Here is a 26694-nt window from a genome sequence, read left to right as displayed (position 1 = left end):
CATTAAAAAAGCCCGCGCAGCTAAGCAGTTGCGCGGGCTTTTTTGTGTGGGTTGCTTAGCGAATCTTTAGTTTGCCGATGCGGTCGTTGTCCAGGCTGCCAAAGTACAGGTAGTCGCCCAGCGGCTTGACCGAGGTGATCATGCGCAGGTGGGTGCCGCTGGTGTCGTGCAGGCTCTGGGTGATTTCGCCCTGCTCATTAATCGCGATGGCAAAGCCGTAAGGCACGGCCTTGGGCCAGAAGGCGCGTGGCAGTTTGGCCAGCTGCGATTTCGCCCAGGGCGAGCGGTGCAGCATGTCGGCGTCGGCTTTGCGCGGGGTCGGCAGGGCCACCCAGAAGGTGCCGTTGCGGTCGCCCTGCAGGTTGTCTGGCAGGCCCGGCAGGTTGTCGATAAAGATGTCGTGGGTGCCGGCCTTCTCGCCGCTCAGCCAGTAACGGGTGATGCGGTAGCGGTAGGTTTCGTTGACCAGCACGAAGTCTTCATTGGCCGACAGCGCCACGCCGTTGGCGAAGTACAGGTCCTTGAGCAGTACCTTGGTTTCGCCAGTAGCCGGGTTGTAGCTGAGCAGGCGGCCGTGTGGGCGGGCTTCGAGCAGGTCGAGCAGATAGTCCGGTTGTTCGAAGCGCTGGCTGGCATCGCTGAAGTAGATGGTGCCGTCACGGGCGATATCCAGATCGTCGGTGAACTTGAAGGCGACGCCTTCGGCTTCGGTGGTCAGGACCTTGATTTGCCCCTGGGCGTTGATGCTCAGCAAGCCCTTGTAGGCGTCGGCGACGATCAGGTTGCCGGCGGCGTCAAAGTCCATGCCCAGTGGGCGGCCTTTGGTGTCGACAAAAGTTTCCACGCTGCCGTCGGCTTTGATCCGCACGATCTTGCCGTTATGCAGGCCGGCGTACACCAGGCCCTGGGCGTCTACGGCGGTGTCTTCCGGGCCATGCACCTGGCCGCGGCCGAGCAGTTCGGCCTTCATCAGCGTGTCGTTGGGTTCCAGTACGCCGGTCATCGGCGGGATGGCCGGGGCTTCCCAGGCCAGTGGATCAATCGGGCTGGGTGTGACGGCGAGGTAGATCGCCGCCGCCGCAATCAAGGCCACAAGCAGGCCGAGCAGTTTCTTCATTGTTGTTATTCCCTGTGATGAAGGTGAGCAGATGCAAGCGCCGGCCAGATTACAGGGTTCGTTTGCATCTGTGATGCCCTGGGGGTAAATGGCCGGCAAATGCCCGGCACTGTGCCTGGGCATATATACTGCGCGGCATTCTTGATGGGAGAGCCGCGTGGCGATTGATATTCAGTGGATTGGTGATGACGCCAGCCTGGCGCAGCATTGTGCAACCTGGCGCACGCTGGCGTTTGTGGCGGTTGATACCGAATTTATGCGGGTCGACACCTTTTACCCGATTGCCGGCCTACTGCAGGTCAGCGAGGGCGAGCGGGCGTATCTGATCGATCCGCTGCTGATCAGCGACTGGGCGCCTTTTTCCGAGCTGCTGCAGGACCCGGCTGTGGTCAAGGTGCTGCACGCCTGCAGCGAAGATCTGGAAGTCTTTCTGCGCCTGACTGGCAGCCTGCCCACGCCGCTGTTCGACACCCAACTGGCCGCCGGTTACCTCAATCTCGGCTTCTCCATGGGTTATTCGCGCTTGGTGCAGGCGGTGCTGAATATCGAACTGCCCAAGGGCGAGACCCGCTCCGACTGGCTGCAGCGGCCATTGTCGGTCACCCAGGTCAGTTATGCGGCCGAAGATGTGCTGCACCTGGCCGAGGTGTATGCGCAGCTCAAGGCGCAGCTGTCAGACGAGAAATACGCCTGGGTGCTGGAGGATGGCGCCGAGCTGGTCAGCAATCTCAAGCGTGAAGTCGATCCGGAACTGGCCTACCGCGAAGCCAAGCTGGCGTGGAAACTCTCACGCCAGCAGTTGGCCGTGCTGAAAGCACTGTGCACCTGGCGTGAAGGTCAGGCGCGTAAGCGTAACCAGCCGCGTAACCGGATTATTCGTGAGCATTCGTTGTGGCCATTGGCGCGCACCCAGCCGGACAACCTGGTGGCACTGGCGCGAATTGAGGACATGCACCCGAAAACCGTGCGCCAGGACGGCGAATTTATTCTGCAACTGATCAAGCAAGCAGCCGCCACTCCGGCTGAGAATTGGCCCGAAGCCCTGCCAGAACCCTTGCCGCTGGAGGCTGCAGCACTGCTGAAAAAACTGCGCGCCATCGGCCAGCGCGAAGGTGAGCGCCTGAACATTGCCCCGGAGCTAATGCTGCGCAAGAAAACCCTCGAAGCCCTGCTGAAAACCGGCTACCCCAACGGGCCGTACCAGCTGCCGGAGTCGCTGCGCGGCTGGCGGCGCGAATTGATGGGCCAGGCGCTGCTCAATTGCCTGGCTGCAACCGGAGAGTCCGCGTGAAACGTATCTGTTCGATTTACAAAAGCCCGCGCAAGAACGAGATGTACCTCTACGTGCTGCGCAGCGATGGTCTCAAGCGCGTGCCGGAAAACCTGCTGCTGGCCTTTGGGCCGCCGGCCCTGGCCTTTGAGATGGTGTTGACGCCCGAGCGCGTGCTGGCCCGCGAAGACATCCACAAGGTGCTGGCCAACCTCGACGAGCAGGGCTACCACCTGCAGATGCCGCCGCCGGAAGATGAATATATCGAGCATCTGCCGGATGAATTGCTGCGCCGTAACGACCCGATGTAAGCGCCATGCCCGCCACTGCGAATGCCCCTGTGCGTGTGTTGATTGCCGAAGCCGAACACGCGCTGTATGCCGAATTACTGCGCCAGCAGGCCCCTGAGCTCGAGCTGTGCGGCAGCGAGCGGCCGGCCGAGTTAGCCCAATACGCGGCGAGCTGCCCGTTATGGTTGGGCCAGCCGGATCTGCTCGCGCCTTTGCTGCGCCAAGGCGCTAAACCCCAGTGGCTGCAATCGACCTGGGCGGGCATTACGCCGCTGCTCGCCAAGGACTTACCAACGGATTACGCGCTAACCCGCGCCGTGGGCATTTTCGGTCAGGTGATGGCCGAGTATGTGCTGTGCCACCTGCTGGCCCACGAGCGTCAGTTGCTGGCGCGTCTGGTGGCGCAGGTCGAGCAGCGCTGGGACAATCGCCTGCCGCGCAGCCTGGCTGGGCGCAAAGTGCTGATCGTCGGCACCGGTGATATCGGTCTGAGTGTGGCGCAGTTTCTGGCGCCGTTCGGCATCGAGCTACTGGGCATCGCCAGCAGTCCGCGCAATCTGCCGCCGTTCCGTCAGGTGGTCGGGCTCGACGAGCTGCCAAGCCTGGTGGGCGAGGCTGATTACCTGATCAACCTGCTGCCGGATACCCCGGCCACCCGCGATATCTATGACGCGGCACTGTTCGCCGCCTGCAAGCCCAGCGCACTGTTTATCAATGCCGGGCGCGGCGTGGCGGTGGTCGACCAGGCGCTGGTCAGTGCGCTGCAACAAGGGCAACTGGCTGGCGCGGTGATTGATGTCTGCCGTGAAGAGCCTTTGCCCGCCTGCCACCCATTCTGGGATGCACCGCGTCTGCTGCTGACTGGACATAGCTCGGCGCCGACGGACCCGCACCTACTGGTGCAGCTGTTTGTCGAGAACCTGGCGCGCTGGCAGGCCGGTCATGCACTGCGCGGGCAGGTGGACTTTGTCCGTGGTTATTAATTAACCATTCGGCTTGCCGCCCTTGGCCGTTGTTGCCCCAGCCGCTAGACTGCCGGCCTTTTCGCCCCTCACTGTACCCTCGCCATGGCCGCCAAAGTCGAACCCTTCTGGAAACGCAAAACCCTCGAACAGCTGGATCAGGACGAGTGGGAATCGCTGTGCGATGGCTGCGGCCTGTGCTGCCTGCAGAAGCTCGAGGATGAGGACGATGGCAGCGTCTATTACACGCGCATCGCCTGCAAACTGCTGGACCTGCAGACCTGCCGCTGCACCGACTACAGCAACCGGCGCAAATTCGTCGCCGATTGCATCCAGCTCACCCCGGCCCAGGCCGACCAGTTCCAGTGGCTGCCGCCGACCTGTGCTTACCGTCTGGTCAGCGAGGGCAAGGATCTGCTGCTCTGGCACCACCTGGTTTGTGGCGATCCGGAGCAGGTGCACAAACAGCGGATTTCCCAGGCTGGGCGCATGCTCAGCGAAAACAGCGTGGCTGAAGATGAGTGGGAAGACCACATGATTTTCCGCGCTGGCTGAACCTCGTCGACAAATCCCAGCCTAAACTCGCCTGAATCAATGATTTGCACTGTGGAGCTTTGCCATGTTGATGCGCCGTTTGCTGCTGTCCGTTGTTCTGATGAGCCTGAGCACGCCGCTGTGGGCAAAGAAGGTCGATCTGGATTACCGCGTGCGCTTTCTGCCTGATGCTGAGCAGGCTGAAGTCAGCCTGACCCTGGAAGACGGCGCGCAGGTGATCAGCCTGGCGTTCAACCTGGGTGAGCAGGGCGCCTACAGCGACTTCAAGGCCGACGGCGAGTGGACACAGAACAGCCCTGAGCAGGGCACCTGGAAGCCTGGCAAAGGCAAGTCAACCCTGACTTACCGCGTGCGTATCAATCATGAGCGCAGCGCGGGACGCTTTGATGCGTTGATCACCAAGGATTGGGCCCTGCTGCGCGGCGATGATCTGGTGCCGGCGGTCAAGCTGCGTCAAGAAGATAAAACCGAGCTGGTTTCGCGGCTGCAATTCGATCTGCCCAAGGGCTGGAAGAGCGTCGAAACCGGCTGGCCGCGTATCGGCAAAAACAAGTTCCGTATCGACAACCCGCAGCGCAAATTCGACCGCCCGACCGGCTGGATGCTCGCAGGCAAGATCGGCACCCGCCGCGCCAAGCTCGGTGAAACTGATGTGACCATCACCGCCCCGGTGGGTGAAGGCATGCGCCGTATGGACGTGATGACCCTGCTGACCTTTATCTGGCCGCATGCCCAGGAAGTGTTTCCGCGCGACCCGGCCAAGCTGCTGATCGTTGGCGCCGGTAACCCGATGTGGCGCGGCGGCCTGTCGGCGGCCAACTCCTACTACATGCATACGGATCGCCCATTGGTCAGCGAAAACGGCACCAGCTCCCTGGTGCACGAGCTGGTGCATGTGTTCAGCCGGATCAAGGCGCGTGATCGCAGCGACTGGATCACCGAAGGCCTGGCCGAGTACTACGCCATCGAGCTGATGCGCCGCGCCGGTGGCCTCAGCGAGGAGCGTTACCAGAAGATTCGCGAACAGCTGGTTCGCTGGAGCAAACCGGTGGATAGCCTGCGCACCAACAACTCCAGCGGCCCAGTCACCGCCCGTGCGGTGTTGCTGCTGCAGGAACTGGATCGGGAAATCCGCCAGGCCACCAAAGGCACCACTCAGCCACGCTCGCTAGATGACGTGACCCGCGGCCTGATGCGCCTGGACAAGGCCAGCACCAAGGACTTTATCGAGATCAGCGAGAACGTTATGGGCGGCGCATCGAAGACGCTGGACAACAAGCTGTTGCGCTAGCCCACGCCCTGAGTAAGCATGCGCCGTCTACCGTCCCTCACCGCCTTGCGCACCTTCGAATGCGCCGCCCGGCACGCCCACTTTGGCCGGGCGGCGGCTGAGCTGTGCGTTACCGACAGCGCAGTTAGCCACCAGATCCGCCAGCTTGAAGAGCAGCTCGGCACGCCGCTGTTTGCCCGCGAAGGGCGTCAGGTTGTACCAACGCCTGCTGCGCGGCGTTTGCTGCAGCGCTTGCAGCAGGCGTTCGAATTGATCGGTGAGGCTTGTGACGAGCTGCGTGATCCCGGATCGCTGGCGGTGCTGCGTATCGCGGTAACGCCGGAGCTGGCGCAGAAGTGGCTGGTCAGTCGTCTGGCCGACTTCAGCGATCGCTATCCGCAGATCACCCTGCATCTGCACGAACAGCCGCTGGAAGCCAGTTTGCCGAGCCCGGATATCGATCTGGCGATCACTTATGGCACCGGGCCTGAGGATGCCAGTGCCTACTTCGTGCGACCGCTGCCGACTCTGCAGTTCTTTCCGGTGTGCAGCCCCAGCCTGTTCAACCAGGGTGGACTCAAGCACCCGCGTGACCTGGCCCGCCACGGCCTGCTGCACGATGATCAGGACGGCAAAACCTGGACCGCTTGGCTGACCACCCATGCCGGCGATATCCAACCGGCGCGTCATCTTTACCTGGGGCATGCCGGCCTGGCGCTGGAAGCAGCGGCGCAAGGGCAGGGCGTGGCCATGGGCGACAACCTCACCGCCGCCGAAGACCTGGCCAGCGGCCGTCTGGTACGGCCGTTCAACGCCAGTGTGGCGGCGCTAGGACAATATGCGCTGGTCTGCGAACGCATTCGTCTGGAGAAACCGGCGGTGGCGCACTTTTTAGATTGGCTGGGCGATCACCTGGCTGACTGATGAGTTGAATTCAGCTATTCCGCAATAATCGTCGTTGGAATCCCGGCCAAAGCGCCGCGTACTGTGTGGCCATCTTCCCCACAGGCATAAGGTGCATCCGATGGCGCGTTCCCTGACTTCTCTCCCCAAAGCCGATGGCTTCCGTCTGCCCGGCGAATTCGAACCCAAGGCCGGCTGCTGGCTCGGCTGGCCGGAGCGCACCGACGTGTGGCGCAACGGTGCCAAGCCGGCGCAGAAGGTCTGGGTGGATATCGTCACGGCGATTGCCAGTAGCGAACCGGTCACCGTGTGCGCCTCGGCCAGCCAGTACGCCAATGCTCGTCGTCAGCTACCGGCCCATGTGCGGGTGGTGGAGATGACTTGCAACGACACCTGGTTCCGCGACAGCGGCCCGGCCTTTCTGGTCAATGACGACAGCTTTGAGGTGCGCGGCGTGGATTTCGAGTTCAACGCCTACGGCGGTCTCGATGGCGGCTTGTACTACCCATGGGATAAGGATGATCAGATCGCGCAGAAGATCCTCGAAATCGAAGGCTATGACCGCTACCGCGCGCCCTTTATCGCCGAGATGGGCGGCATCCAGACTGATGGCCAGCGTACCCTGCTAACCACTGAGCAGTGTCTGCTTAACCGCAACCGCAACGCCCATCTGGGTAAGGATGAGATGACTCGCCGGCTTAGCGATTACCTCGGCGCCGAACAGGTGATCTGGCTGCCACGCGGCTGCAAGTTCGATGAAACCGATGGCCATATCGACGACCTGGCCTGCTTCGTCCGCCCAGGCGTGGTGGTACAGCAGTGGACCGACGACCGTAGCGATCCGCAGTGGGAAATCTACCAGGAGGCCTACGACATCCTGCGCAGCACGCGAGACGCCCGTGGCCGCGCGCTGGAGGTACACAAGCTGCCGCAGCCGCGCGTACTGGAGTGGACGGCCGAAGAAGCTGAAGGCCTGGATCAGGATGACGCCACCCATACGCGCCAGGCCGGCACGCAGATCTGCGCCTCCTATATCAACTACTACGCCGGCAACTCGGCCATCGTCGTGCCGCTGTTCAATGACCCCTGCGACCGCGTGGCTCAGGCGACCCTGGCCGAGCTGTTTCCCAAACACCGGATTATCGGCATCGAGAACTCCCGGGAAATCCTCCTCGGAGGAGGCAACGTCGCCTGCATCACCATGCCGCAATACGCCGCGCCCAAGCGCGCCTAGGAGGCTCTGATGAAACTGCATATCAGTCTGTTGGCCTTGAGTCTGGCCGTGAGCGCGCAAGTGCTGGCGGCCGAAACGCCGAAGCAGGTCAATCTGTTTATCTGGGGCGAGTACCTGGCGCCGGATACCCTCAGCAGCTTCGAGCAGAAGACGGGGATCAAGGTGGTGGTCGACCACTTCGATTCGCTGGAAACCGTGGAGACCAAACTGCTTACCGGGCGCAGCGGCTATGACCTGGTGCTGACGGCTGGTCAGCATCTGCAGCGAGCGATTCAGAGCGGCGCGCTACAGCCGCTCAACAAGGCCGCGCTACCGCACTTCGACGGGCTGGATAGCGAGTTCACCGGGCATATGGCCGCGTTTGATCCGGGCAACCGTTACGCCGGCCTGTATGTCTGGGGCACCACGGGTTTTGGCTATCAAGAGCAGGCCATCGCCAAGCGTATGACCAATGCGCCGACTGATAGCTGGGCAATGTTGCTCGATCCGCAGGTAGTGGCCAAGTTCGCCGACTGCGGAGTGAGCTTTCTCAACGATCCCAATGAGGTGTTCGCTGCCGCGTTCCGTTACCTGGGGCTGGATATCAACAAGCAGAGCCTGGATGACCTGAAACTGGCCGAAGCCCATCTGGCCAAGGTGCGGCCGTCGATTCGCTATTTCGACAACGACCGCAATATCACCGACCTGGCCAATGGCGATACCTGCCTGGCGATGTCGTGGAACGGCAACGTCTCGATCGCCGCCGGCCAGGCGCAGCAGGCAGGCAAGCCCTATAGCCTGCACTACAGCATCCCGCGTGAAGGCACGCTGATCTGGTTCGATGCGATGGTGATTCCCAAGGATGCGCCGCACCCTGAGGCCGGGCTGGCATTGATGGACCACCTGATGACGCCAGAGGTGATTGGCGCCATCACCAATACCATCTACTACGCCAACGCAGTGCCGGCGGCCAATGCCACGGTCGATCCAGCCATCCTCGCTGACCCCGGCACTTATCCACCGGCCGCTGTGCGTGCGCAGCTATACACCAAAAACGACAACGCCAAGGCGTTCAACCGCGCATTGACCCGCGCCTTTAGTCGGCTCAAGTCAGGGTTGTAGCGGCTGGGTTACGGCTTACTTGAGACCAAGGCCGGATTTGGTGTTCAAGCCCTTGGCCATACGGTCGTAGAGCACCACATTGACGGTGGCAGCGAGGTTCATGCAGCCCTGGGTGGGGATGTAGATCACGTCCTCGCACCAGTCGAGGACTTCCTTGCTCAGCGAGCCGTCTTCGGGGCCGAAGATATAGATGGCGCGGTCGGGGTGGGTGTATTGCGGCAGTGGCCGTGCACCTTCGACCAGCTCCACGGCCACCGGCGTGCAGCCTATGGGGATGATCTGCTGCAGGTCTTCCACGCCGATCAGCGGAATATCCATATAGATGCGCTGGGTGTCGGTGATGAAGTCGCGGGCACGGGCATAGCGTTTGCCGCTGTAGAACACCGAGGCGGCGCTATAGCAGCCGGCTGCGCGCATCACTGAGCCGACGTTTTCCGGGGATTTGGGGTTGAACAGGCCGATGCAGGCGTATCTCTTGTTGGCCACGGTGGCACTCGCACAGAATTTTCGAAGGGATGATTGAAGCTGCGCCAAGGGTGCGGGCGACAAAAAAGACGCGAGTATACCTGTATGGCAGCGAGCCGATTTTTTGGAGGAGCCCGCTTGCTGGCGATGCGACTAACCCGTAGATCGTCAGCAAGCGGGGTTTCTAGAGGCTTGCGCTACTGCTTTTTCAGCCTTGCAGCCAGGTCGGCGAAGGGATTGTGGGTCGCCTGAGCGGTCTTCGGTGTACTCAGCGAGCCTTCGCTGAAGTACTGCTGGTCGGTGTAGCGCGAGTGTTCGTTGTCATGGCAGTACAGGCACAGCAGCTCCCAGTTGGAGCCGTCTTGCGGGTTGTTGTCGTGGTTGTGGTCGCGGTGGTGCACGGTCAGCTCGCTCAGGCGCTTGCCGGAGAACTCGCGGGCGCAGCGGCCGCAGACGTGCGGGTACATCTTCAGTGCCTTGTCGCGGTAGCCTTCTTCACGCGAGCGCTGGGCCTCGGCGAGGATGCGGTCAAGCTTGCCGGTGGCGGAGGGGGATTTGTCGCTGCTCATCTGGAGTCTCGTACGCTGGGGCTGTGCGATCAGTCTAGCCTTGCCAGTGGTCAGTGAGAACCGCCCGTGAGGCACTTCGCTGCTGGGCTGCTGCCCAAGAGGATAACTGCCTTGGAGATACCACCATGCGCCTGAACCATTTGTTGCTCGTTCTAACCACGCTGGCCAGCACCGCGCTGCTTGCCCAGCAACCGCCGAAAATGCCGAGCACAGCCCCAGCGCCAGGCGCCCCCGGTACGGCCACGCCGCAACCCTATCCGTCGGCTGCGCCGCAGCATATACCCGCGCCGACCCGCAATAATCCACCGCTGCTCAAGCAGCCATCGCCGCCGCAGTCCAATCAGCCACGCAGTGATCAGGACCTGCCGCTGCTGCGAGAGCAGCGCGAGCGTAATGCGCAGCCGTTACCAAAAGCTGACGAGTGAGCGGCGAGTCGCTAGAGCTGCTGCTCGACCAACTGCCCATCGGCCATACGCAAGCGTCGCGACATGGCGATGGCAATGGCGCGGATGACCTTGGCGGCGGTCTTGGGGGCTTCGCCGAGCATCTTGTCCAGTGAGTCCCTGGCCAGCATCAGCAGGCTGCAATCACTTACGGCAATACAGCTGGCCGAGCGGCGTTCACCGTCGAGTACCGCCATCTCGCCAAACGCGCGGCCCTTGCGCAGCTTGGCCAGTTCGATGGTTTCACCGCTGGAATTGATCTTGCGCACCGATACCGCACCCGAGTGGATGATGCACATAAAGGTGCCAGGCTCACCTTCGCGGCAGATGCTTGCCTCTGGGGCGCATTTACTGATGTTGAAGTAACCGGCGGCGCTGAGCAGCTCGTTGGGGGTGAGGCTGTCGAACAGGCCGCAATCGAGCAGCATGTCGCGTATTTCATCAATCAATTGGGAGTGGGCGGGCATGGACGGCAGCCTGGATAGACGTGGCGCGAGGTCAGTCGCATAGCTTGACCTTAGCCGCCTGCCACTAGGCTCGCCAGCGCCACTCGCGACCTGCTGCTGAGTGGCCTGAACGGCTATCTACGATTTAGAAACTGAAGCGCCGCATCACCCCCTGCAAGCGCCCGGACATGGCTTGCAGGGACTGGATGGCCTGAACGATGCCGCCTTGTGCGGCGGAGTTTTCTTCGACGATCTGCGCCACCCGCTCCACGCTCATGGCCACCTGTTCGCTGGCGGCGCGTTGCTCCTGCAGCGACAGCGAGATCACGCTGACAGCTTGCAGCGATTCATTCAGCGCCTGGCGAATACCGCCCATTGAGCTGCCTGCCTGATCCACCAGCTGGGTGCCAATGCTGACCCGTTCGCAGCCGGCAGCCATACTGTTTTTCGCCTTGTGCATGCCGCTGTGAATGGCATCGACCAAGGCAATGATTTCGGTAGTGGACTGCGCGGTGCGTCCGGCCAGGCTGCGGACTTCATCGGCGACCACGGCAAAGCCGCGGCCTTGCTCGCCGGCACGCGCGGCCTCAATGGCGGCGTTAAGGGCGAGCAGGTTGGTTTGTTCGGCAATGCCGCGAATCACGTCGACGATGGCGCTGATATTGCGTGATTGCGCGGCCAGGGTTTCCACATCCTGCGAACTCTCGGCCACCAGCTCGGCGATCTTGTGCATTTCTGCGGTGGCGCGGGCCATCACCTGAATGCCTGCATCGGTCATATCGCCGGCTTTCTTCGCCATGTCGTAGGTTTGCTGGGCGTTCTCGGCGATGTGGTTGATGCTCACCGCCAGTTGCTCGACGGTGGCGGCCATGGCCGAAGCGGTGTCGCTTTGCACATTGGCGCTGGTCAGCACCTGCTCGGAGGAAGCGGCCAGTTGCAGGGTGGCGCATTCGATCTGCTCGGAGGCTTCGCCAATATTGCCGATCATGTCCTGCAGGCCGCGGCGCATGCTCTGCACAGATTTCATTACGCCGGTCATCACCTGGTTGCCCAGGGTTTTGCCGCCCAGGCGGCCTTCGGCGATGTGCGCACTGATTTCTTCCAGCTCACCGGGCTCGGCACCCAGCTGCCGGCTCATCAGGCGGATGAAATACAACACCTGCGCCAGGCCAACCAGCAGGGCAATCAACAGCACGCCGATGCTCAGGTTGAGGTTGCTGGCATAGGCGGCTTCGCCCAGCTGGTATTGGCGCTTGGCTTCAAGCAGTTGCACGTCGATCAGTTCGGCAAATTTCTCTGACAGCGGGTCGATCAGCGGATAAAGGCGCTGGCTGGCAAAGGCTTCAACGCCGGCTTTATCGCCACGGTTGAGCAGGCTTTGCAGTTCATCCAGCGGTTGCTGGGCTTGTTGCATCAGCGGATTGATTTGCTCGATCAGTTGGTTTTCTTCGCGGATCAGTTCGGTGGCCAGATAGGCCTGCCAGGTTTCTTCGATACGCACCTGGGCTTGTTCGATCAGCTGCTGCGCGGTGTTCTCATCCAGCTCGCCGCTGCGCGCCTTGTGGGTCGCGTCGACGATATTGACGGCGTAGAGGTCGGCAATCAGCTTGAGGTCGCGTAGCGGCACCACACGGTCGAGGTAAACCGTTTGCAGCCCTTTGACGGTGGCTTGTAAGCCATACAGGCCAAGGCCGCCGACGCAGAGCAGGCCGAGCAGCAGGCAACCGGAAAGCAGGAATAGGTGGGTTCTGATCTTCCAGTTTTTCATCACAGACCGTCCATGGTGAGCAGGCAGTTGAATGGGTGAGATGGCAGTACGCCAGCGTGTCATTCAGCCTAGCCGAACTTGCAAGTCAGACAGGTTAAATCTGCATGAACGGTCAAGTAATTTTTCGCCCTAAACGTCCGCTGTTTAGCGCGAATTACTCTGAGCTTACGCCGCTCCTTTGGTCCGCATAAGAGCGGGCGGCAGAGCGGCGGGTCGGACTCAAACCAGGCCCAGTACCTTGAGGATAAAGGCGTACTCCAGAGCGGCGTCCTTGAGGGCTTGGTAGCGGCCGCTCATGCCGCCGTGGCCGGCGTCCAGTTCGGTTTTCAGCAGCAACAGGTTGTTGTCGGTTTTCTGCGCACGCAGCTTGGCCACCCATTTGGCGGCTTCCCAGTACTGCACCCGGCTGTCGTTATAGCCGGCCACCGCAAGAATCGCCGGGTAGGCCTGGGCCTGCACGTTCTCATACGGCGCGTAGCCTTTGATTCGCTCGAATACCGCGGGTTGGTTAGGGTCGCCCCATTCGTCGTATTCGGTGACCGTCAGCGGCAGGTTGGGGTTCTGCATGGTGTTGAGCACATCGACAAACGGTACTTCGGCGATGGCGGCGGCAAATAGCTCGGGACGTTGATTAAGCACCGCACCCATCAGCAAACCGCCCGCGCTGCCGCCGCTGATCACCAGCTGCTGCGCGCTGGTGTAGCCAGTAGTGATCAGGTGTTCGGCGCAGGCAATAAAGTCGCTAAATGAGTTCTGCTTATGCTCCAACTTGCCGGCGCGGTACCAGGCTTCGCCGAGTTCACCGCCGCCACGGACATGGGCGATGGCGAAGATAAAACCACGCTCTAGCAGGCTCAGGCGCCCATGGGAGAACCAGGGATCGAGGCTTTCGCCGTAAGCGCCGTAGCCGTACAGGTAGAGCGGGGCAGAGGTGCCGAGCACTTCGCGCTTGGCCACCAGGCTGATCGGTACCTGGCTGCCATCGGCGGCCGTGGCCCATAGGCGTTGGCTGACATAGTCGTCGGCATCGAACGGCCCAAGCACCAGGGTTTGTTTGAGCACCAACTGGGCGCCAGTGGCCAGCTCCAGCTGACGCACCTGCGCGGGGCGATTGAGCGCTTCATAGCGCAGGCGAACCGCCGGGCTGTCGAATTCCAGGCTGTCTTGCACATACAGGCTGTAGGCGGCGTCCGGTAGCTGTACGCGGTAGGCTGCTTGTCCCTGTGGCTGCACTTCGATAATCGGCAAGCCGCCTTCACGCAGGCTCAGCACCAACGCTTGCTGATTAAGGCTAAAGCCTTCGAGCATTACTTCAGGGTCATGGGCGCGTAGCAATTGCCAGTGGCTGCGGCTCGGGGCTGCTTCGCTGGCACTGAACAGGGCGAAGTTGATGCCGTGCTGGTTGCTGCGGATAAACCAGCTCCACTGGCCATTCAACGTGCCGTGGTCGACGTCATATTCGTGGCCTTCTTCGCGCGGGGCCACGCAGCTGAAAGCGACGTGTGGGGTGGCAGCGTCCAGTACCCAGGCTTCGCTGGTGGTCTTGCTACCCAGTTGCAGAATCAGCTGGCGCTCGGAGCTGCTGCGGTAGCAACTGAGAAAGAAGCGCCCGTCTTGCTCGTGGAATACCAGTTCGGCAGCCTGCGTGCCGAGGCGATGGCGATACAGCTTGTGCGGGCGGTGGGTGTCGTCCAGTTCGCCGAAGAACAGCGTCTGGCTGTCATTGGCCCAGGTCATGCTGCCGTCGCATTCCTCGAACGGCAGTTCGATCAGGCTGTCGTCGGCCAGCTCCTTGACGAACAGCTGGTAGGTTTCCTCGCCGCTGGTGTCCAGGCTATAGGCCAGGCGTTGATGGTCGGGGCTGATGCTGAAGGCGCCGAGCGAGATAAACCCGCCCTCGGCCAGGGCATTGGGGTCGAGCAGCAGCTGCTCGCTGGCCTCATCGACAGTCAGCGAGCCATCGGCGGGTTTGCGGCAGCGGTAATGCCGCGGGTATTCATCGCCAGCGGTGGTGCGCTGGTAATACAGATAAGGGCCCCAGGGCGACGGCAGGCTGAGGTCGGTTTCGCGGATGCGCCCCTTGATCTCCTGAAACAGTGTTTCGCGCAGTTGCATTTGCTCGCTGAGTTGCTGTTCCAGGTAGGCATTTTCCGCCTTGAGGTAATCAAGCACCTCAGCGCTGTCGCGGTTTTCCAGCCAGCGATACGGGTCCGCAGCTTTGTCTGCGCGGGCGATGGGTGCGTGTTGCATGGGGTAACTCCGTTAGATGACGGCCAACAGCGGGGACGCCGAAGAACCTGTGCAAAACCTGCTGCGCGTCGGCCCTGCTGCGTTAAAAACAGGCTCGGACTGCTCATTTACAACTTGTAAACTCCGCGTCCTCGCCTGTTTTTGCCTTGCATGTCTCTAGCTCGCGAGCTTTTGAACAGGTTCAAAGCAGGCAAAAGCCGTTATCATAAGCGCCACTTCGCCCGTCGGCTGCTGAAATCTGCGCGCTTATGCGCGTGCGCTGCGCGGTTATCAATGCCAGAGAATTTGCGTTTTATGACTGAAAACGACTACCTGCTTGCCTGGGGCGCCTATCTGCTGGCGGCTCTTGGTTGCCTGTTGGTGTGGTTTCGCCTGACCAGCTGGATGTGGCGCTACCTGCGCGAGCCGCTGCGCGTGCTGGTGCTGGTGCTGCTGTTCAGTCCGACCATCGTCGACCCTGGCAAAGAGCAGTTTGCCCCCGCAGTGGCGATCACCGCCATGGACCTGCTGCTGGGCGTGGGTAACAACGTCTGGCGCGCGGTGGCGGACCTAAGCATGTACGCGTTGATCGTGTTTGCCCTGTACCTGCTGTTCGTTGCCGTACGCTGGCCCGTAGAGCGCTGGTGGCAGGCGCGCAAAGGGCCAGCCCCGATTGCTGCTGACGAGCCGACCTTGCGCGAGATGATGGCGCGCGATGAACAGAGTTTCGGCGACACCCGTTACGATGCCCGTGGCGACCGTCGCCTGCGCGTAGAGCCACGTTTGTAAGTCGTCTGAGCGGCGTCGCCCGACGCCGCTGCCCTTGCGCCAAAGCACACAGCCGTTCAGCATGGCCGCTCATTGACTAGGGAGGGGTTTATGGAGTGTGTGTTCTGTGCAATCGCCGCTGAGCGATTGCCTGCTGAGCGTATATATGAGGACGAGCACTTTATCGTCCTGCTGGATATCTTTCCCCTGCGTCCGGCCCATGTGTTGATTGTCAGCCGCGAACACGCACCATTCCTCAGAGATCTCTCCGCGGCTGCTTGTGCGCAGCTGGTGCCGCTGGCGCAACGCATGGCTGCCGGTCTGCGTGCGGCCGGTTATGGCGAGCAGGGCATCAATTTTTTGATCAATGACGGACCGACCTCCAATCAGCATGTGCCGCACCTGCATCTGCATCTGATTCCACGGCGCAGCGGCGATGTCACGCAATTACTTTGGCGCGCCCTGACGCGTTTTCTGCCGTTGGCGCGCAAACGTATCGAGGCGCGTCTGGCTACTGAGGCACAGCAGCTGCGCGAGGCGTTACGCGATGTGTGAATTGCTGGGCATGAGCGCCAATGTGCCGACCGATATCGTCTTCAGTTTTACCGGTCTGATGCAGCGCGGCGGGCGTACCGGCCCGCACCGTGATGGCTGGGGCATCGGTTTTTATGAAGGGCGCGGCCTGCGCCTGTTTCAGGACCCGCGCGCCAGCAGCGAATCAGAGGTGGCGCAGCTGGTGCAGCGCTATCCGATCAAGAGCGAAGTGGTGATCGGGCATATCCGTCAGGCCAATGTCGGCCGCGTCTGCCTGGCCAATACCCATCCGTTTGTGCGTGAGATGTGGGGGCGTAACTGGTGCTTTGCGCACAATGGCCAACTGGCCGAGTTCTCACCGCAGTTGGATAACTACCGGCCGATTGGCGATACCGACAGCGAAGCGGCGTTCTGTGATCTGCTTAATCGCCTGCGCCAGGCTTTTCCCGAGCCGGTGGCGGTGGAACAGTTGCTACCCACCTTGGTCAGTGCTTGCGCCGGCTATCGCCAGCACGGTGTATTCAACTGCTTGCTTAGCGATGGCGATTGGCTGTTCAGCTTCTGCAGCAGCAAGCTGGCGCATATAACCCGACGTGCGCCGTTTGGTCCGGCGCATTTGAAAGATGCCGATATGCAGGTGGATTTTCAGGCGGAAACCACGCCCAATGACGTGGTCAGCGTATTGGCGACCGAGCCGTTGACCAATAATGAGAGCTGGACGCTGTACCAGCCGGGCGAGTGGCGTTTATGGCGCGGTGGTGAATGTGTGGCGCAAGGCCTAACTGACTGAATGGGGGGAGGGGACATGTTTAGAAGTTATCTGCGGTTGGCCTTGTTTGCTCTGGGGTTGCTGATTGGGGTGCAGGTACCGGGGTTTATCGACGACTACAGTAAGCGCGTCGAAGCCCATCGCATCGAATCTGAGTTGGGCCTCAAGGGCTTTCGCGAAACGGCTCGGCGCTTTTTCAAAGGCGATCTGGTCGCGTTGGTTGGCCATTACCAGGCCAGCGCCGACCCGGTAATGCGCAGCGACGCGCAGAGCCTGGGCACCCTGGTCGAGCGCTCGGCCTTCCTTGAGCGCGAATCCAAGGCCATGCAAGGGCCTTGGTATGGCCAGGTCTGGCATCTGGCTACCGCTGCCGACCATGAGTTAATGGAAGAAACCTTCGCCGCCTACCGCTACCAAGTGTTGTTGGCACCTGAAGCCATCGCCTGGGGCATTGCCTGCGCCATGCTGCTGGCCTGGCTGCTCGAAAGCCTGGCGCTATTGGTCGGCATGCTGTTCGGTGCGGGCCGCAATCAGAAAGTGCAGCAGCGGCACTGGCGCTAAGTTGAATGACACAAGGGCTCGTAAGAGCCCTTGGCGTTTGCTGATTCGCGCCTTAAGCCGGCTTGCTGTCGTGAGCGCAGGCGGCCTCGCTAACAGTCGGCAGAATCGGCAATCTTTTACGTCGCGACACCAACAACACCCCCGCCAGCACCAGTCCAGCCCCCGCCAGTTGGGCAAACGACACCGGCTCCGACAATAGCATCCAGGCGAAGACAATCGTCAGGATCGGTCCCAGTGTGCCAATCAGCACGGTGCGCGCCGAGCCAATCAGGCGCAACGCGGCGGATTGCCAGAAGATCGGCAGCACCGTGGAGAAAATCGCCATCGCCGCGCTGTACGCATACACCTCGACTGGTTGTTGCAGTGCGGAAAATGGTTGAGTGGCGAGGAAGTGAATCTGCGTGGCAAACGTGGAGACGATAATCGCTAGAGCAGCAAAGCGAATGGTGCCCAACCGGTGAATCGCCACCTCGGCGCCGGAGCTATACAGGGCGTAGCACAGCGCAGAGCCGAAGACGAAGGCAGCGCCGATCAGCACCGTATGCAGATCCTCCGCCACCTGTAGATCGTGGGCGAACGCCAGGCCGATACCGGCGTAGGTCAGCAGCAGCGCCGCAACCTGGCGCTTCTCTAGACGCTTGCCCATAAACAGCACGCCGATCAGCACGGTCATGGTCGGATAGATAAACAGAATCAAGCGTTCCAGCGCCGCCGAGATGTACTGCAGGCCAACAAAATCGAGGATGCTGGCCCCGTAGTAACCCAGCAGGCCCAGGGCGATCAGCATGCCCCAGTCTCTGCGAGTCAGCGGCGGCGCAGCGCGGCATAACCACAGCGTGACCCAAAGTGCGATAGGCAGGGCAAAGCTCATGCGCAGTGCCAACAATGTGATCGCGTCCACTGGCGCGGCGGCGTAGGTCAGCTTGACGAAAATTGCCTTGAACGAGAAACCGAAGGCGGCGAGTACCGCCAGTGCGATGCCCAATCGTTCGGCTGACCAGGTTTTCCATGGCATGTTGAGTGAATCCCTAAAGAGTTGTGCTGAGCCGAATGATGCTGGGTATAGAATCCCTATGGAATTGGCTATTTCATAAGTGATCGTTCGGATCTGACTAACGCTATGCACTATGACCTGATTGATCTGCGCCTGTTTGTCGCGATTGCCGAAGCGAAGAATTTAACCCGCGGTGCCGAGCGCGTGCATCTGGCGGCGTCTTCGGCCAGTCATCGTATGCGGTTGCTGGAGGAGTCGATCGGCACGCCGCTATTGCTCCGCGAGCCACGCGGCGTCAGCCTGACCCGCGCCGGCGAGGCGTTGCTGCGTCATGCGCGCCAGGTGTTTGCCCAGCTTGAGCAGATGCATGCCGACCTTACGCCCTACGCCAAAGGAGTGCGCGGCCATGTCAGCCTGTGGGCCAACACCCACGCCACCCATACCTTTCTGCCCGACAGCCTTTCGACCTTTTTGCAGCGTCACCCGCAAGTCAGTATTTCCCTGGAGGAGCACACCAGCCCGCACGTGCTGATGGCCGTGGCACGCGGCGAGGTGGAAGTCGGTGTGGTGGCGGGGACGATTGCGGACGCGGAGGTTGAGCTGATCCCATACCGGGCGGATCGGTTGGTGTTGATTGCACCAACTGATCATCCACTGGCAGCGCAGACCAGCAGCCTGTTTGCCCAGGTTTTGGATTACCCCTTTGTCATGCTGCATTCAGGCTCGGCGATTCACACCTTTACTATGAATGCGGCCGCCGCACTGGGGCGACACCTTGAGGTGCGGATTCAGGTACGCAGCTTCGAGGCAGTGTGCCGCATGGTCAGTGCCGGCGTTGGCATCGGCATGGTACCGCGCAGTGCCGTCACCGCTGGCGCGCAGCTGGCGGTGATCGAGCTGGAAGAGTCGTGGGCGCAGCGGGACTTGAAGGTCTGCGTGCGTAAGCGCGAGCTGTTGTCGGGGTTTGCCGCAGAGCTGGTCGACTGCCTGACTGGCAGCGATACCAATCCCAGTTAAAGCGCCCCTGCTCGTTCTTCAGCAAAGTGCCTGCCAGCGGTGGGATGCCCTTGGTCTGATCGCGCTCGCGCAGTACTGCTTCGTCATGGTGATCGGCGCCCGGTACGAGGGCTAGTCGCTGTCGTTGGATCTATTGGCGTATTCGGCGCTTCTGCCGGCAGGGTTTGCGATCACAAAGCTGCCAATCGAGAAGCGATCAGCAAGTTTGTAAAAATGTTTCAAAAAGCGTCAAGAAACAGCCGGCAGCTCTATCTCCGCGTGATAGCGTTGTGCCTTCAATTATTTCGTTGTAATGGAGTGTTTATGTCGATCAAGGATCTGATCCTTGCAGCCTTTTTGGCTGTTTCCCTGCCGTTTGCCCACGCCGAATCAACCGAGCCGCAAGCTGAATCTGCGGTTCCGGCCGAGTCCATGGCAGAGCAACAACAAGAAGAGCACGTACAAGAAGAGCTGATAGAGGAGGCGGATGAGCAGGGTATGAGCGAAGAAGAGTTTCTCGCCAGCCTGAACTTTCAAACCGGCAAGGTGGTACTGGGCGACAACCTGGCGAGCCTGAATCTGCCGGAAAACCTGGTGTTCCTCGATAGCGAGGATGCCAACCGGGTATTGGTCGACGCCTGGGGTAACCCACCGACTGATGAGCTGCCACTGGGGATGATTCTGCCGGCCGGCATTTCGCCACTGGCTGATGAGTCCTGGGCGGTGACCGTCGAATTCGAAGAAAGCGGTTTCGTCTCCGACGAAGACGCAGCCGATATCGATTACGCCGAGATGCTCGAGCAGCTGCAGCAAGAGACGGTCGAGAGCAACGTTTGGCGCGCCGAGAATGGCTACGAGTCGATTGAATTGTTGGGCTGGGCCGCACAGCCGCACTACGATGCCCAAGGCAAGAAACTGCATTGGGCCAAGGAGCTGCGTTTCGGTGACAGCGACATCAATACCCTGAACTACAACATCCGCGTATTGGGCCGCAAAGGTGTGCTGGTATTGAACTTCATCGCCAATATGGACCAACTGCCAGAGATCCAAGAGAGCGTGCCGGCGGTGTTGGCGATGACCGAATTCAACGACGGCAGCCGCTACGCCGACTTCGATCCGGATATCGACCAAGTGGCTGCCTACGGCATCGGTGCGTTGATCGCCGGCAAACTGGCGGCTAAAGCCGGCTTGTTCGCCACCATCCTGCTGTTGCTGAAAAAGTTCTGGCTGGTACCGGTGCTGCTGTTCGGCTGGTTGGCCAAGCGCCTGACCGGCAAGAAGTAAAGTTGTTGCATAAGCCCGCCCCGGTCTGGGGCGGGTTCACTATTTGGAGAGAAACTTCATCCCGTCTTCCAGACCCTGCAAGGTCAGTGGGTACATCTGGTCTTCCAACAGCTCGCGCATGATGTTGGTCGAGGCGGTGTAGTTCCAGGTGTCCTTGGGGTAGGGGTTGATCCAGATAAGCTTTTTGTACTTCTCCATAAAGCGCTTGATCCAGACGTAACCCGGCTCCTCGTTCCAGTGCTCGACACTGCCGCCAGCCTGGGTGATCTCGTAGGGCGCCATGGCCGCGTCGCCGACGAACACCACTTTGTAGTCCGCGCCGTACTTGTGCAGCAGATCCTGGGTGGAGAAGCGCTCGGAGGTGCGGCGCAGGTTGTTCTTCCACACCGACTCGTACACGCAGTTATGGAAGTAGAAGTACTCCATATGCTTGAACTCGGTCTTGCAGGCGCTGAACAGCTCTTCGCAGACCTTGACGTGGGCGTCCATCGAGCCGCCGATGTCGAAGAGGATCAGCAGTTTCACCGCATTGCGCCGCTCTGGACGCATCTGGATATTCAGCAGGCCGCCGTCTTTGGCGGTGTGGTCGATGGTGCCGCCGAGATCAAGCTCGTCCTCGGCACCTTGGCGGGCGAACTTGCGCAGACGGCGCAAGGCCACCTTGATATTGCGCGTGCCCAGTTCGACCTGATCGTCGAGGTTTTTGTACTCGCGCTGATCCCAGACCTTAACCGCCTTGCCCTGGCGCTTTCCAGCGTCACCCACGCGGATGCCTTCCGGGTTGAAGCCGCCGGAGCCAAATGGGCTGGTACCGCCGGTGCCGATCCACTTGTTGCCGCCTTCGTGGCGCTCTTTCTGTTCTTCCAGGCGTTTCTTGAACTCTTCAATCAGCTTGTCCAGGCCGCCGAGGGATTCGATCTTGGCGCGCTCTTCGTCGGTCAGTGAACGCTCGAACTCCTTGCGCAGCCACTCATCGGGGATCAAGGCCTCGATGTGCTGGTTGAGGTTTTCCAGGCCCTTGAAGTAGGCACCGAACGCGCGGTCGAACTTGTCGAAATGCCGCTCGTCCTTGACCAAGATGGTGCGCGAGAGGAAATAGAACTCGTCCATATCGGCGAACACCACGTTGTGTTTCAACGCGTTGATCAGGTCGAGCAGCTCACGCACCGACACCGGCACCTTGGCGGCGCGCATTTCGTTAAACAGGTTGAGCAGCATGGCTGCGCCCTCGTGAATTCATCTGACTATGGCGCTATGAGCGCCGCTCCAATGGCAGGCCATCATTGATGGCGTACCAGTCGGCCTTCGATTCCGGAAAAATATGCTTCTGCGCAATCTCACCCACTGGCGTATCCAACGTGCCCAGGGCGACCGAAAGCCAGTTTGGGTGGGGCTGTTCGCTGTACCACTGCAGGGTCGAGCCGCAATGCTTGCAAAAGGTTCGCGTCACGCCCGGCGAGGACTGGTAGATGCCCAGTGATTCCTCGCCTTGGATGAAGTGGAAATCTTTACGCCGCACATTGCCGTAAGTGGCGAATGCCGCGCCGTGGGCTTTGCGGCACATCGAACAATGGCAGTGGGTTGCCGATTCGATAGGTGCATCGATGCGGTATTTCACTGCAGCGCAAAGGCAACTGCCGCTGTGCATCACAACTCCTCCCGGTCGGCTGCTGATCAACGTGAGGCGCGGCGGCTCATAAAGGCCAGACGTTCCAGCAGCTGCACATCCTGCTCGTTCTTCACCAGGGCGCCAGCCAGCGGCGGGATGGCCTTGGTTGGGTCGCGTTCGCGCAGCACCGCTTCGCCAATATTGTCGGCCATCAGTAGCTTGAGCCAGTCGACCAGTTCGCTGGTGGACGGCTTCTTCTTCAGGCCCGGCACTTTGCGCACGTCGAAGAATACGTCCAGCGCTTCGGCGACCAGATCTTTCTTGATGTTGGGGTAGTGCACATCAACGATCTTCTGCAGGGTCGCGCGATCCGGGAAGGCGATGTAGTGGAAGAAGCAGCGGCGCAGAAAGGCGTCCGGCAACTCTTTTTCGTTGTTCGAGGTGATGATGATGATCGGGCGTTTTTTCGCCTTGATCGTCTCGTCAGTCTCGTAAACGTAGAACTCCATCTTGTCGAGTTCTTGCAGCAGGTCGTTAGGGAACTCGATGTCGGCCTTGTCGATCTCGTCGATCAGCAGAATCACGCGTTCTTCGGCCTCGAAGGCCTCCCACAGCTTGCCTTTCTTGATGTAGTTGCGCACATCGTGGACTTTGTCCGAATCCAGCTGCGAATCGCGAAGGCGGCTGACCGCGTCGTACTCGTACAGGCCCTGGTGGGCCTTGGTGGTGGATTTGATGTGCCAGGTGATCAGGCGCGCGCCAAAGGATTCGGCCAGTTGTTCGGCCAGCATGGTTTTACCGGTGCCCGGCTCACCCTTGACCAGCAACGGGCGCTCCAGGGTGATGGCGGCATTGACCGCGAGCTTGAGGTCGTCGGTGGCGACGTAGGACTGGGTGCCTTCGAACTTCATCGGTAAATCCTCGAACGGTAACGCCCGGTAGCCCAGGCCATGCACTTAGTGAAAGGGGGTAACTATAACGTGCGCGGCATCGGCCTGTGAACGCAGTCGGGCTATTCAGTCACTGAATGAGCTGTCGCTGGTCAGTCGTTTTCCGTTGCGTTGCGCTCAAAGCGCGTATTGAACGCCTGGACGAAAGCGTTGCGCAGGATCGCCAGAAACGCCTGGAAGGCGCTGATGTCCTGCTGGCGCACGCTGCCGCTCAGCTCAACCTGAGTAGCAAACTGGTCTTCACGCTGGTTTCTCAGCACACTTTCGCCGCCGCCAACCAGGGCTTCCCAGATCGATCGGAAGAAACCCTTGTCCTCGACTTCGACGTCTTGCTGCCAGTTGAATACATCGACATCGCGCAACAGGGGTTTCACGTAGCCGCTCAGTTGGCCGTCATCAGCGGTGGCCTCGATCACCACATTGCCGGTGCCGGCATTGAAGTCGAACTTGCCATAGGCGCTAGAGAAGTCGTTGAGGCGCTTGAGTTCGATATCAGTGGTGCGCAGACGAAACTCGAAGTCTTCGAAATTTTTGAAGGGGTCGAACACCGCCGTGGTTTCCAGCGGCGCATGGCCGAGCAACAGGGCCTTGCCCTCGAAGCGGGCGACGCGCTCGCCTTGTTCGTCGGCGACATTGGTCAGGTTGTAGAGGCTGGCATTGATCTGGTTGGCTTCGAGGTCCACTGGCGGCGAGGAATTGAAGTTATGAAAGCTCAGGGTGCCGTCGCTCACGCGTACTTCGTTAAGGGTGATCGGCAGCAACTTATTCAGCTGTTCGCGCCAGTCCACGCCTTGACCGGTTTGCGAAGATTCGGGGTCGGCGCCGCCGTCGACGAAATTGAGCTCAGGGCGCTCGAATACCACGCGGGCGACGACCGCCCGTTCGTACCACAGCGAATGCCAGCTCACCGCAAGGTCGATGCTGGGTACATCAACGAAAGGCACCGGCACCTGGCCGTCGACTTTGACAATTTGTAAGTCATTGATGCGATAGGCACCACGCCACCATGCCAGGTCCACGTCGTTGATCTGGCCGCGGTAATCGCCCATGTCGGCCAGTCTGTCATTCAGGTAGTCACGCACCAGAATAGGCAAGGCGAAATGCAGAATCAGCAAGGCGCCGATCAGACCGATGAATACCCAAAGAGGAGTGCTATAGCGTCTTTTCATAAATAGACTGACTCGTGAGCTGCGGCGGGGTTCCAGCTAATGCATCGCCGTACTGGACTGCCACGTTCTGGGAGCTTAGGCTCGATAGCCCATTCGGCAACGTACGCATAAGGACCTCGCCATGAGCCGCATCTACGCAGATAACGCGCAATCCATCGGCAATACGCCGTTGGTGATGATCAACCGCCTGGGCCCGAAAGGCGTCACCATTCTGGCCAAAATCGAAGGGCGTAACCCAGCCTACTCGGTGAAGTGCCGTATTGGTGTCAGCATGGTCCGGGATGCTGAACAGCGAGGTGTGCTCAAGCCGGGTATGACGATAGTCGAGCCGACCTCGGGCAATACTGGCATTGGCCTGGCCTTCGTTGCGGCCGCGCGTGGTTACAAGCTGCTGCTCACCATGCCGGCCTCCATGAGCCTGGAACGGCGCAAGGTGCTCAAGGCCCTGGGCGCTGAGCTGGTGCTGACCGAGCCTGCCAAGGGCATGAAGGGGGCCATTGAAAAGGCTGCAGAAATTGCCGCCTCCGATAGCGCCGCCTACTTTATGCCGCAGCAATTCAGCAACCCGGCCAACCCGGCGATCCACGAACAGACTACTGGCCCGGAAATTTGGCAGGATACCGAGGGTTCTATCGACGTGTTGGTCGCAGGCGTCGGTACTGGCGGCACTATCACTGGTATCTCGCGCTATATCAAAAAGACCCAGGGCAAGCCGATTCTCTCGGTAGCGGTCGAGCCGATCAGTTCGCCAGTGATTACCCAGACCATCGCCGGTGATGAGGTCAAGCCCAGCCCGCACAAGATTCAGGGTATCGGTGCTGGCTTTGTCCCAAGCAATCTGGACCTGGCTATGGTTGACCGAGTTGAACTGGTGACCGACGACGATGCCAAGGCTGTCGCCCTGCGCTTGATGCGCGAGGAGGGCATCCTTTGCGGCATTTCCTGTGGCGCGGCCATGGCTGCCGCTCTGCGCATCGCTGCCGAACCTGGCATGCAGGGCAAAACCATCGTTGTAATTCTGCCGGACTCCGGTGAGCGCTATCTGTCGAGCATGCTGTTTAGCGATATGTTTACCGAGCAGGAACTGCAGCAATAAGTACCGCTCCGATCTGTTGCGCGTCGGCGATCCAGCGTTGAAGATGGCTTCGGAAGGCCGCTGGCGCTAACGCGCTTCAGCGCGGCCCGAAGGGCGAGCGAAGCGAGTACTGCTCATTTACAACACGTAGCGCCCTCAGCCATCTTCGCATTATCTCGCTCTAGCTCACGAGATCGGGCCTGGAGACTTGATGAAAAAAGCCGCCTTAGGGCGGCTTTTTTATAAGCGTGCTTCTTGTGACGGTTCAGGCGGGGACTTTGGCGCGGCTACTTGGTCGTACCACCAGCCAGAGTGCGATGGCGATCAGCACACCGCCGTACAAGTAAGCCCAGGAAAGTGGTTCATCCAGCAGCAGTGCACCCCACAGCACACCGAACGGCGGGATGAGGAAGGTGGTGGTGCTGGCCTTGATTGGGCCGATATCGCTGAGCAGGCGAAAATACAGCACGTAGGCGAACGCGGTGCAGATAAAGCCCAGCCCTGCCAGTGACAGCCACACGTCGAGCCCGCCCCAGCTAGCGGGCGGCTGGATCAGCAAGGATCCGCCGAAGAATGGCAACAGGAACAGGCTGGCGCCGCACAGGCTGGCGAAGGCGGTTAGGCGGTTATCCAGGCCGCCGTGTTGGCCGATCCAATGCCGTGTGAGGAAGCCGGCAAAACCGTAGCAGGTGGTTGCTACCAGGCAGGCGGCCGCGCCCCAGAGCAGCGGTAGATCAAACTCCATCGGGCCGGTGCGGGTCAGCACGGCCACGCCAAACAGGCCAATGGCCACACCCGCGGCCTTGCTTAAGGTCATGGCTTCGGCAAAGAAAAGCATGCCGATCAGCACGCCCATCATCGGCGTGGTGGCATTCAGAATCGCTGAGTAGCCCGCTGGCAGTACCAGTGCTGCCAGGCAATACATAGCCGAGGGCAGGCCGGCGTTGATCACCCCGAGCATCAGGCAGTGTTTGAGCTTGCCGTTGAAGTCCCAGCGCATGCGCATCAGCAGCAGAATCGCCAGCAGGCCGAGCATGCCCAGGCTGGCGCGGAAAAACGCCGTCGGCATGCTGCCCAGTACCGGCGCGACAATACGCATAAACAGAAAACTTGCGCCCCAGATGGCAGCAAGCAACAGCAGACGGATCAGGTCGGCAAGACGCACAACGGACTCCACAGCGGTGATAGAGGCCAAGCAGTGTTGCCGGGCGCGTACGCCAAGGCAATTCGAAATGCGCTTTCAAAGCGTTTGATTGGCAATATTTCGTGGTAGATAAGCGCGTATCTAGGTGCGGGCGCCTTTAACTTGGCCCGGTCACTGGATAAGCTCGGTGGATTGTCCGCATTTCATCTGCAGGGGTTC

General features: G+C 60.6%; 28 protein-coding genes and 1 pseudogene. 17 read left to right on the top strand and 12 right to left on the bottom strand.

Features of this window, described 5'->3' with window-relative positions; translation table 11 throughout:
• Positions 1–55 precede the first annotated feature (55 nt).
• On the bottom strand, positions 56–1117 hold the full coding sequence (locus AACY25_RS10830) for an SMP-30/gluconolactonase/LRE family protein (RefSeq protein WP_339524462.1): 1062 nt from the start codon (positions 1115–1117) through the stop codon (positions 56–58).
• A gap of 157 nt (positions 1118–1274) precedes the next feature.
• Here AACY25_RS10830 and rnd point away from each other — a divergent pair, with 157 nt between their 5' ends.
• From rnd to AACY25_RS10790, 8 genes are all read left to right on the top strand, one after another.
• A complete protein-coding gene (gene rnd / locus AACY25_RS10825) occupies positions 1275–2408 on the top strand; it encodes a ribonuclease D (RefSeq protein WP_339524460.1) in 1134 nt (377 codons plus the stop codon).
• A complete protein-coding gene (locus AACY25_RS10820; RefSeq protein WP_090253148.1) occupies positions 2405–2698 on the top strand; it encodes a YcgL domain-containing protein in 294 nt (97 codons plus the stop codon). The genes rnd and AACY25_RS10820 overlap by 4 nt, the downstream gene beginning before the upstream one ends.
• 29 nt (positions 2699–2727) lie before the next feature.
• A complete protein-coding gene (locus AACY25_RS10815; RefSeq protein ID WP_339524995.1) occupies positions 2728–3660 on the top strand; it encodes a D-2-hydroxyacid dehydrogenase in 933 nt (310 codons plus the stop codon).
• 84 nt (positions 3661–3744) lie between these two features.
• The gene (locus AACY25_RS10810; RefSeq protein ID WP_160087331.1) at positions 3745–4194 is read left to right on the top strand and encodes a YcgN family cysteine cluster protein; all 450 of its coding nucleotides are present in this window, start codon (positions 3745–3747) and stop codon (positions 4192–4194) included.
• Between the two features lie 64 nt (positions 4195–4258).
• Positions 4259–5485, top strand: coding sequence for a hypothetical protein (locus tag AACY25_RS10805; protein WP_339524458.1), 1227 nt, complete (start codon positions 4259–4261; stop codon positions 5483–5485).
• Between the two features lie 18 nt (positions 5486–5503).
• Positions 5504–6388, top strand: a complete 885-nt coding sequence (locus AACY25_RS10800; RefSeq protein WP_339524456.1) for a LysR substrate-binding domain-containing protein — start codon at positions 5504–5506, stop codon at positions 6386–6388.
• 100 nt (positions 6389–6488) lie between these two features.
• Positions 6489–7601: an agmatine deiminase gene (gene aguA / locus AACY25_RS10795; protein WP_339524455.1), complete on the top strand. Its 1113-nt coding sequence runs from the start codon at positions 6489–6491 to the stop codon at positions 7599–7601.
• A gap of 9 nt (positions 7602–7610) precedes the next feature.
• Positions 7611–8702: an extracellular solute-binding protein gene (locus AACY25_RS10790; protein ID WP_339524454.1), complete on the top strand. Its 1092-nt coding sequence runs from the start codon at positions 7611–7613 to the stop codon at positions 8700–8702.
• A gap of 15 nt (positions 8703–8717) precedes the next feature.
• On the opposite strand, the gene AACY25_RS10785 is transcribed toward AACY25_RS10790, so the two are convergent.
• Both AACY25_RS10785 and AACY25_RS10780 read right to left on the bottom strand, forming a co-directional pair.
• On the bottom strand, positions 8718–9188 hold the full coding sequence (locus tag AACY25_RS10785; protein ID WP_339524452.1) for an RNA methyltransferase: 471 nt from the start codon (positions 9186–9188) through the stop codon (positions 8718–8720).
• A 176-nt stretch (positions 9189–9364) separates the two neighbouring features.
• On the bottom strand, positions 9365–9736 hold the full coding sequence (locus AACY25_RS10780) for a YajD family HNH nuclease (protein WP_090253165.1): 372 nt from the start codon (positions 9734–9736) through the stop codon (positions 9365–9367).
• Positions 9737–9861: 125 nt separating this feature from the next.
• Between AACY25_RS10780 and AACY25_RS10775 the strand changes: the two genes are divergently transcribed.
• Complete coding sequence (locus AACY25_RS10775; RefSeq protein WP_339524447.1) at positions 9862–10161, top strand: hypothetical protein; 300 nt, start codon at positions 9862–9864, stop codon at positions 10159–10161.
• 11 nt (positions 10162–10172) lie between these two features.
• Here AACY25_RS10775 and AACY25_RS10770 read toward each other — a convergent pair whose 3' ends face one another.
• From AACY25_RS10770 to AACY25_RS10760, 3 genes are all read right to left on the bottom strand, one after another.
• The gene (locus AACY25_RS10770; RefSeq protein WP_339524446.1) at positions 10173–10646 is read right to left on the bottom strand and encodes a Crp/Fnr family transcriptional regulator; all 474 of its coding nucleotides are present in this window, start codon (positions 10644–10646) and stop codon (positions 10173–10175) included.
• A 124-nt stretch (positions 10647–10770) separates the two neighbouring features.
• Positions 10771–12393 carry a methyl-accepting chemotaxis protein gene (locus tag AACY25_RS10765; RefSeq protein WP_339524445.1) on the bottom strand — a complete coding sequence of 541 codons (1623 nt, stop codon included), beginning with the start codon at positions 12391–12393 and terminating at the stop codon, positions 10771–10773.
• Positions 12394–12612: 219 nt separating this feature from the next.
• Entirely contained in the window at positions 12613–14643 is a 2031-nt protein-coding gene (locus AACY25_RS10760) for a S9 family peptidase (protein ID WP_339524444.1), read from the bottom strand.
• Positions 14644–14937: 294 nt separating this feature from the next.
• Here AACY25_RS10760 and AACY25_RS10755 point away from each other — a divergent pair, with 294 nt between their 5' ends.
• From AACY25_RS10755 to AACY25_RS10740, 4 genes are all read left to right on the top strand, one after another.
• Complete coding sequence (locus tag AACY25_RS10755; RefSeq protein WP_339524443.1) at positions 14938–15411, top strand: MFS transporter; 474 nt, start codon at positions 14938–14940, stop codon at positions 15409–15411.
• 90 nt (positions 15412–15501) lie between these two features.
• A complete protein-coding gene (locus AACY25_RS10750) occupies positions 15502–15945 on the top strand; it encodes an HIT family protein (protein ID WP_339524442.1) in 444 nt (147 codons plus the stop codon).
• Positions 15938–16714, top strand: a complete 777-nt coding sequence (locus tag AACY25_RS10745) for a class II glutamine amidotransferase (protein ID WP_339524441.1) — start codon at positions 15938–15940, stop codon at positions 16712–16714. The genes AACY25_RS10750 and AACY25_RS10745 overlap by 8 nt, the downstream gene beginning before the upstream one ends.
• Positions 16715–16729: 15 nt before the next feature.
• Entirely contained in the window at positions 16730–17254 is a 525-nt protein-coding gene (locus tag AACY25_RS10740) for a DUF2937 family protein (protein ID WP_339524440.1), read from the top strand.
• Positions 17255–17306: 52 nt separating this feature from the next.
• Here AACY25_RS10740 and AACY25_RS10735 read toward each other — a convergent pair whose 3' ends face one another.
• Positions 17307–18269 (bottom strand): DMT family transporter, encoded by a 963-nt coding sequence (locus AACY25_RS10735; protein ID WP_339524439.1) that lies wholly within the window; start codon positions 18267–18269, stop codon positions 17307–17309.
• Between the two features lie 105 nt (positions 18270–18374).
• Between AACY25_RS10735 and AACY25_RS10730 the strand changes: the two genes are divergently transcribed.
• The 3 genes and pseudogenes from AACY25_RS10730 (at position 18375) to AACY25_RS10715 (ending at position 20528) form a co-directional block, all read left to right on the top strand.
• Positions 18375–19265, top strand: a complete 891-nt coding sequence (locus AACY25_RS10730) for a LysR substrate-binding domain-containing protein (protein ID WP_339524438.1) — start codon at positions 18375–18377, stop codon at positions 19263–19265.
• 79 nt (positions 19266–19344) lie between these two features.
• Positions 19345–19476, top strand: a pseudogene (locus tag AACY25_RS10720) (EamA family transporter); the annotation flags it as partial.
• A 92-nt stretch (positions 19477–19568) separates the two neighbouring features.
• The gene (locus AACY25_RS10715) at positions 19569–20528 is read left to right on the top strand and encodes a DUF2167 domain-containing protein (RefSeq protein WP_339524437.1); all 960 of its coding nucleotides are present in this window, start codon (positions 19569–19571) and stop codon (positions 20526–20528) included.
• A 39-nt stretch (positions 20529–20567) separates the two neighbouring features.
• Here AACY25_RS10715 and AACY25_RS10710 read toward each other — a convergent pair whose 3' ends face one another.
• From AACY25_RS10710 to AACY25_RS10695, 4 genes are all read right to left on the bottom strand, one after another.
• The gene (locus AACY25_RS10710; protein ID WP_339410791.1) at positions 20568–21746 is read right to left on the bottom strand and encodes a vWA domain-containing protein; all 1179 of its coding nucleotides are present in this window, start codon (positions 21744–21746) and stop codon (positions 20568–20570) included.
• A gap of 34 nt (positions 21747–21780) precedes the next feature.
• Positions 21781–22176: a GFA family protein gene (locus AACY25_RS10705; protein WP_339524436.1), complete on the bottom strand. Its 396-nt coding sequence runs from the start codon at positions 22174–22176 to the stop codon at positions 21781–21783.
• 26 nt (positions 22177–22202) lie between these two features.
• On the bottom strand, positions 22203–23048 hold the full coding sequence (locus AACY25_RS10700) for an AAA family ATPase (RefSeq protein ID WP_339410795.1): 846 nt from the start codon (positions 23046–23048) through the stop codon (positions 22203–22205).
• Positions 23049–23179: 131 nt separating this feature from the next.
• Positions 23180–24256 (bottom strand): DUF748 domain-containing protein, encoded by a 1077-nt coding sequence (locus AACY25_RS10695; RefSeq protein WP_339524434.1) that lies wholly within the window; start codon positions 24254–24256, stop codon positions 23180–23182.
• Positions 24257–24377: 121 nt separating this feature from the next.
• On the opposite strand from AACY25_RS10695, the gene cysK reads away from it, so the two are divergent.
• Positions 24378–25352: a cysteine synthase A gene (gene cysK, locus AACY25_RS10690; protein ID WP_339524432.1), complete on the top strand. Its 975-nt coding sequence runs from the start codon at positions 24378–24380 to the stop codon at positions 25350–25352.
• 244 nt (positions 25353–25596) lie between these two features.
• Here the strand turns inward: cysK and AACY25_RS10685 are convergent, their stop codons facing one another.
• Positions 25597–26496, bottom strand: a complete 900-nt coding sequence (locus AACY25_RS10685; RefSeq protein WP_339524431.1) for a DMT family transporter — start codon at positions 26494–26496, stop codon at positions 25597–25599.
• Positions 26497–26694: the final 198 nt, after the last annotated feature.

It is taken from the genome of Pseudomonas sp. EA_35y_Pfl2_R111 (assembly GCF_963970955.1).
Classification (GTDB): domain Bacteria; phylum Pseudomonadota; class Gammaproteobacteria; order Pseudomonadales; family Pseudomonadaceae; genus Aquipseudomonas.
This window is presented reverse-complemented; position numbering and strand designations above follow the sequence as displayed.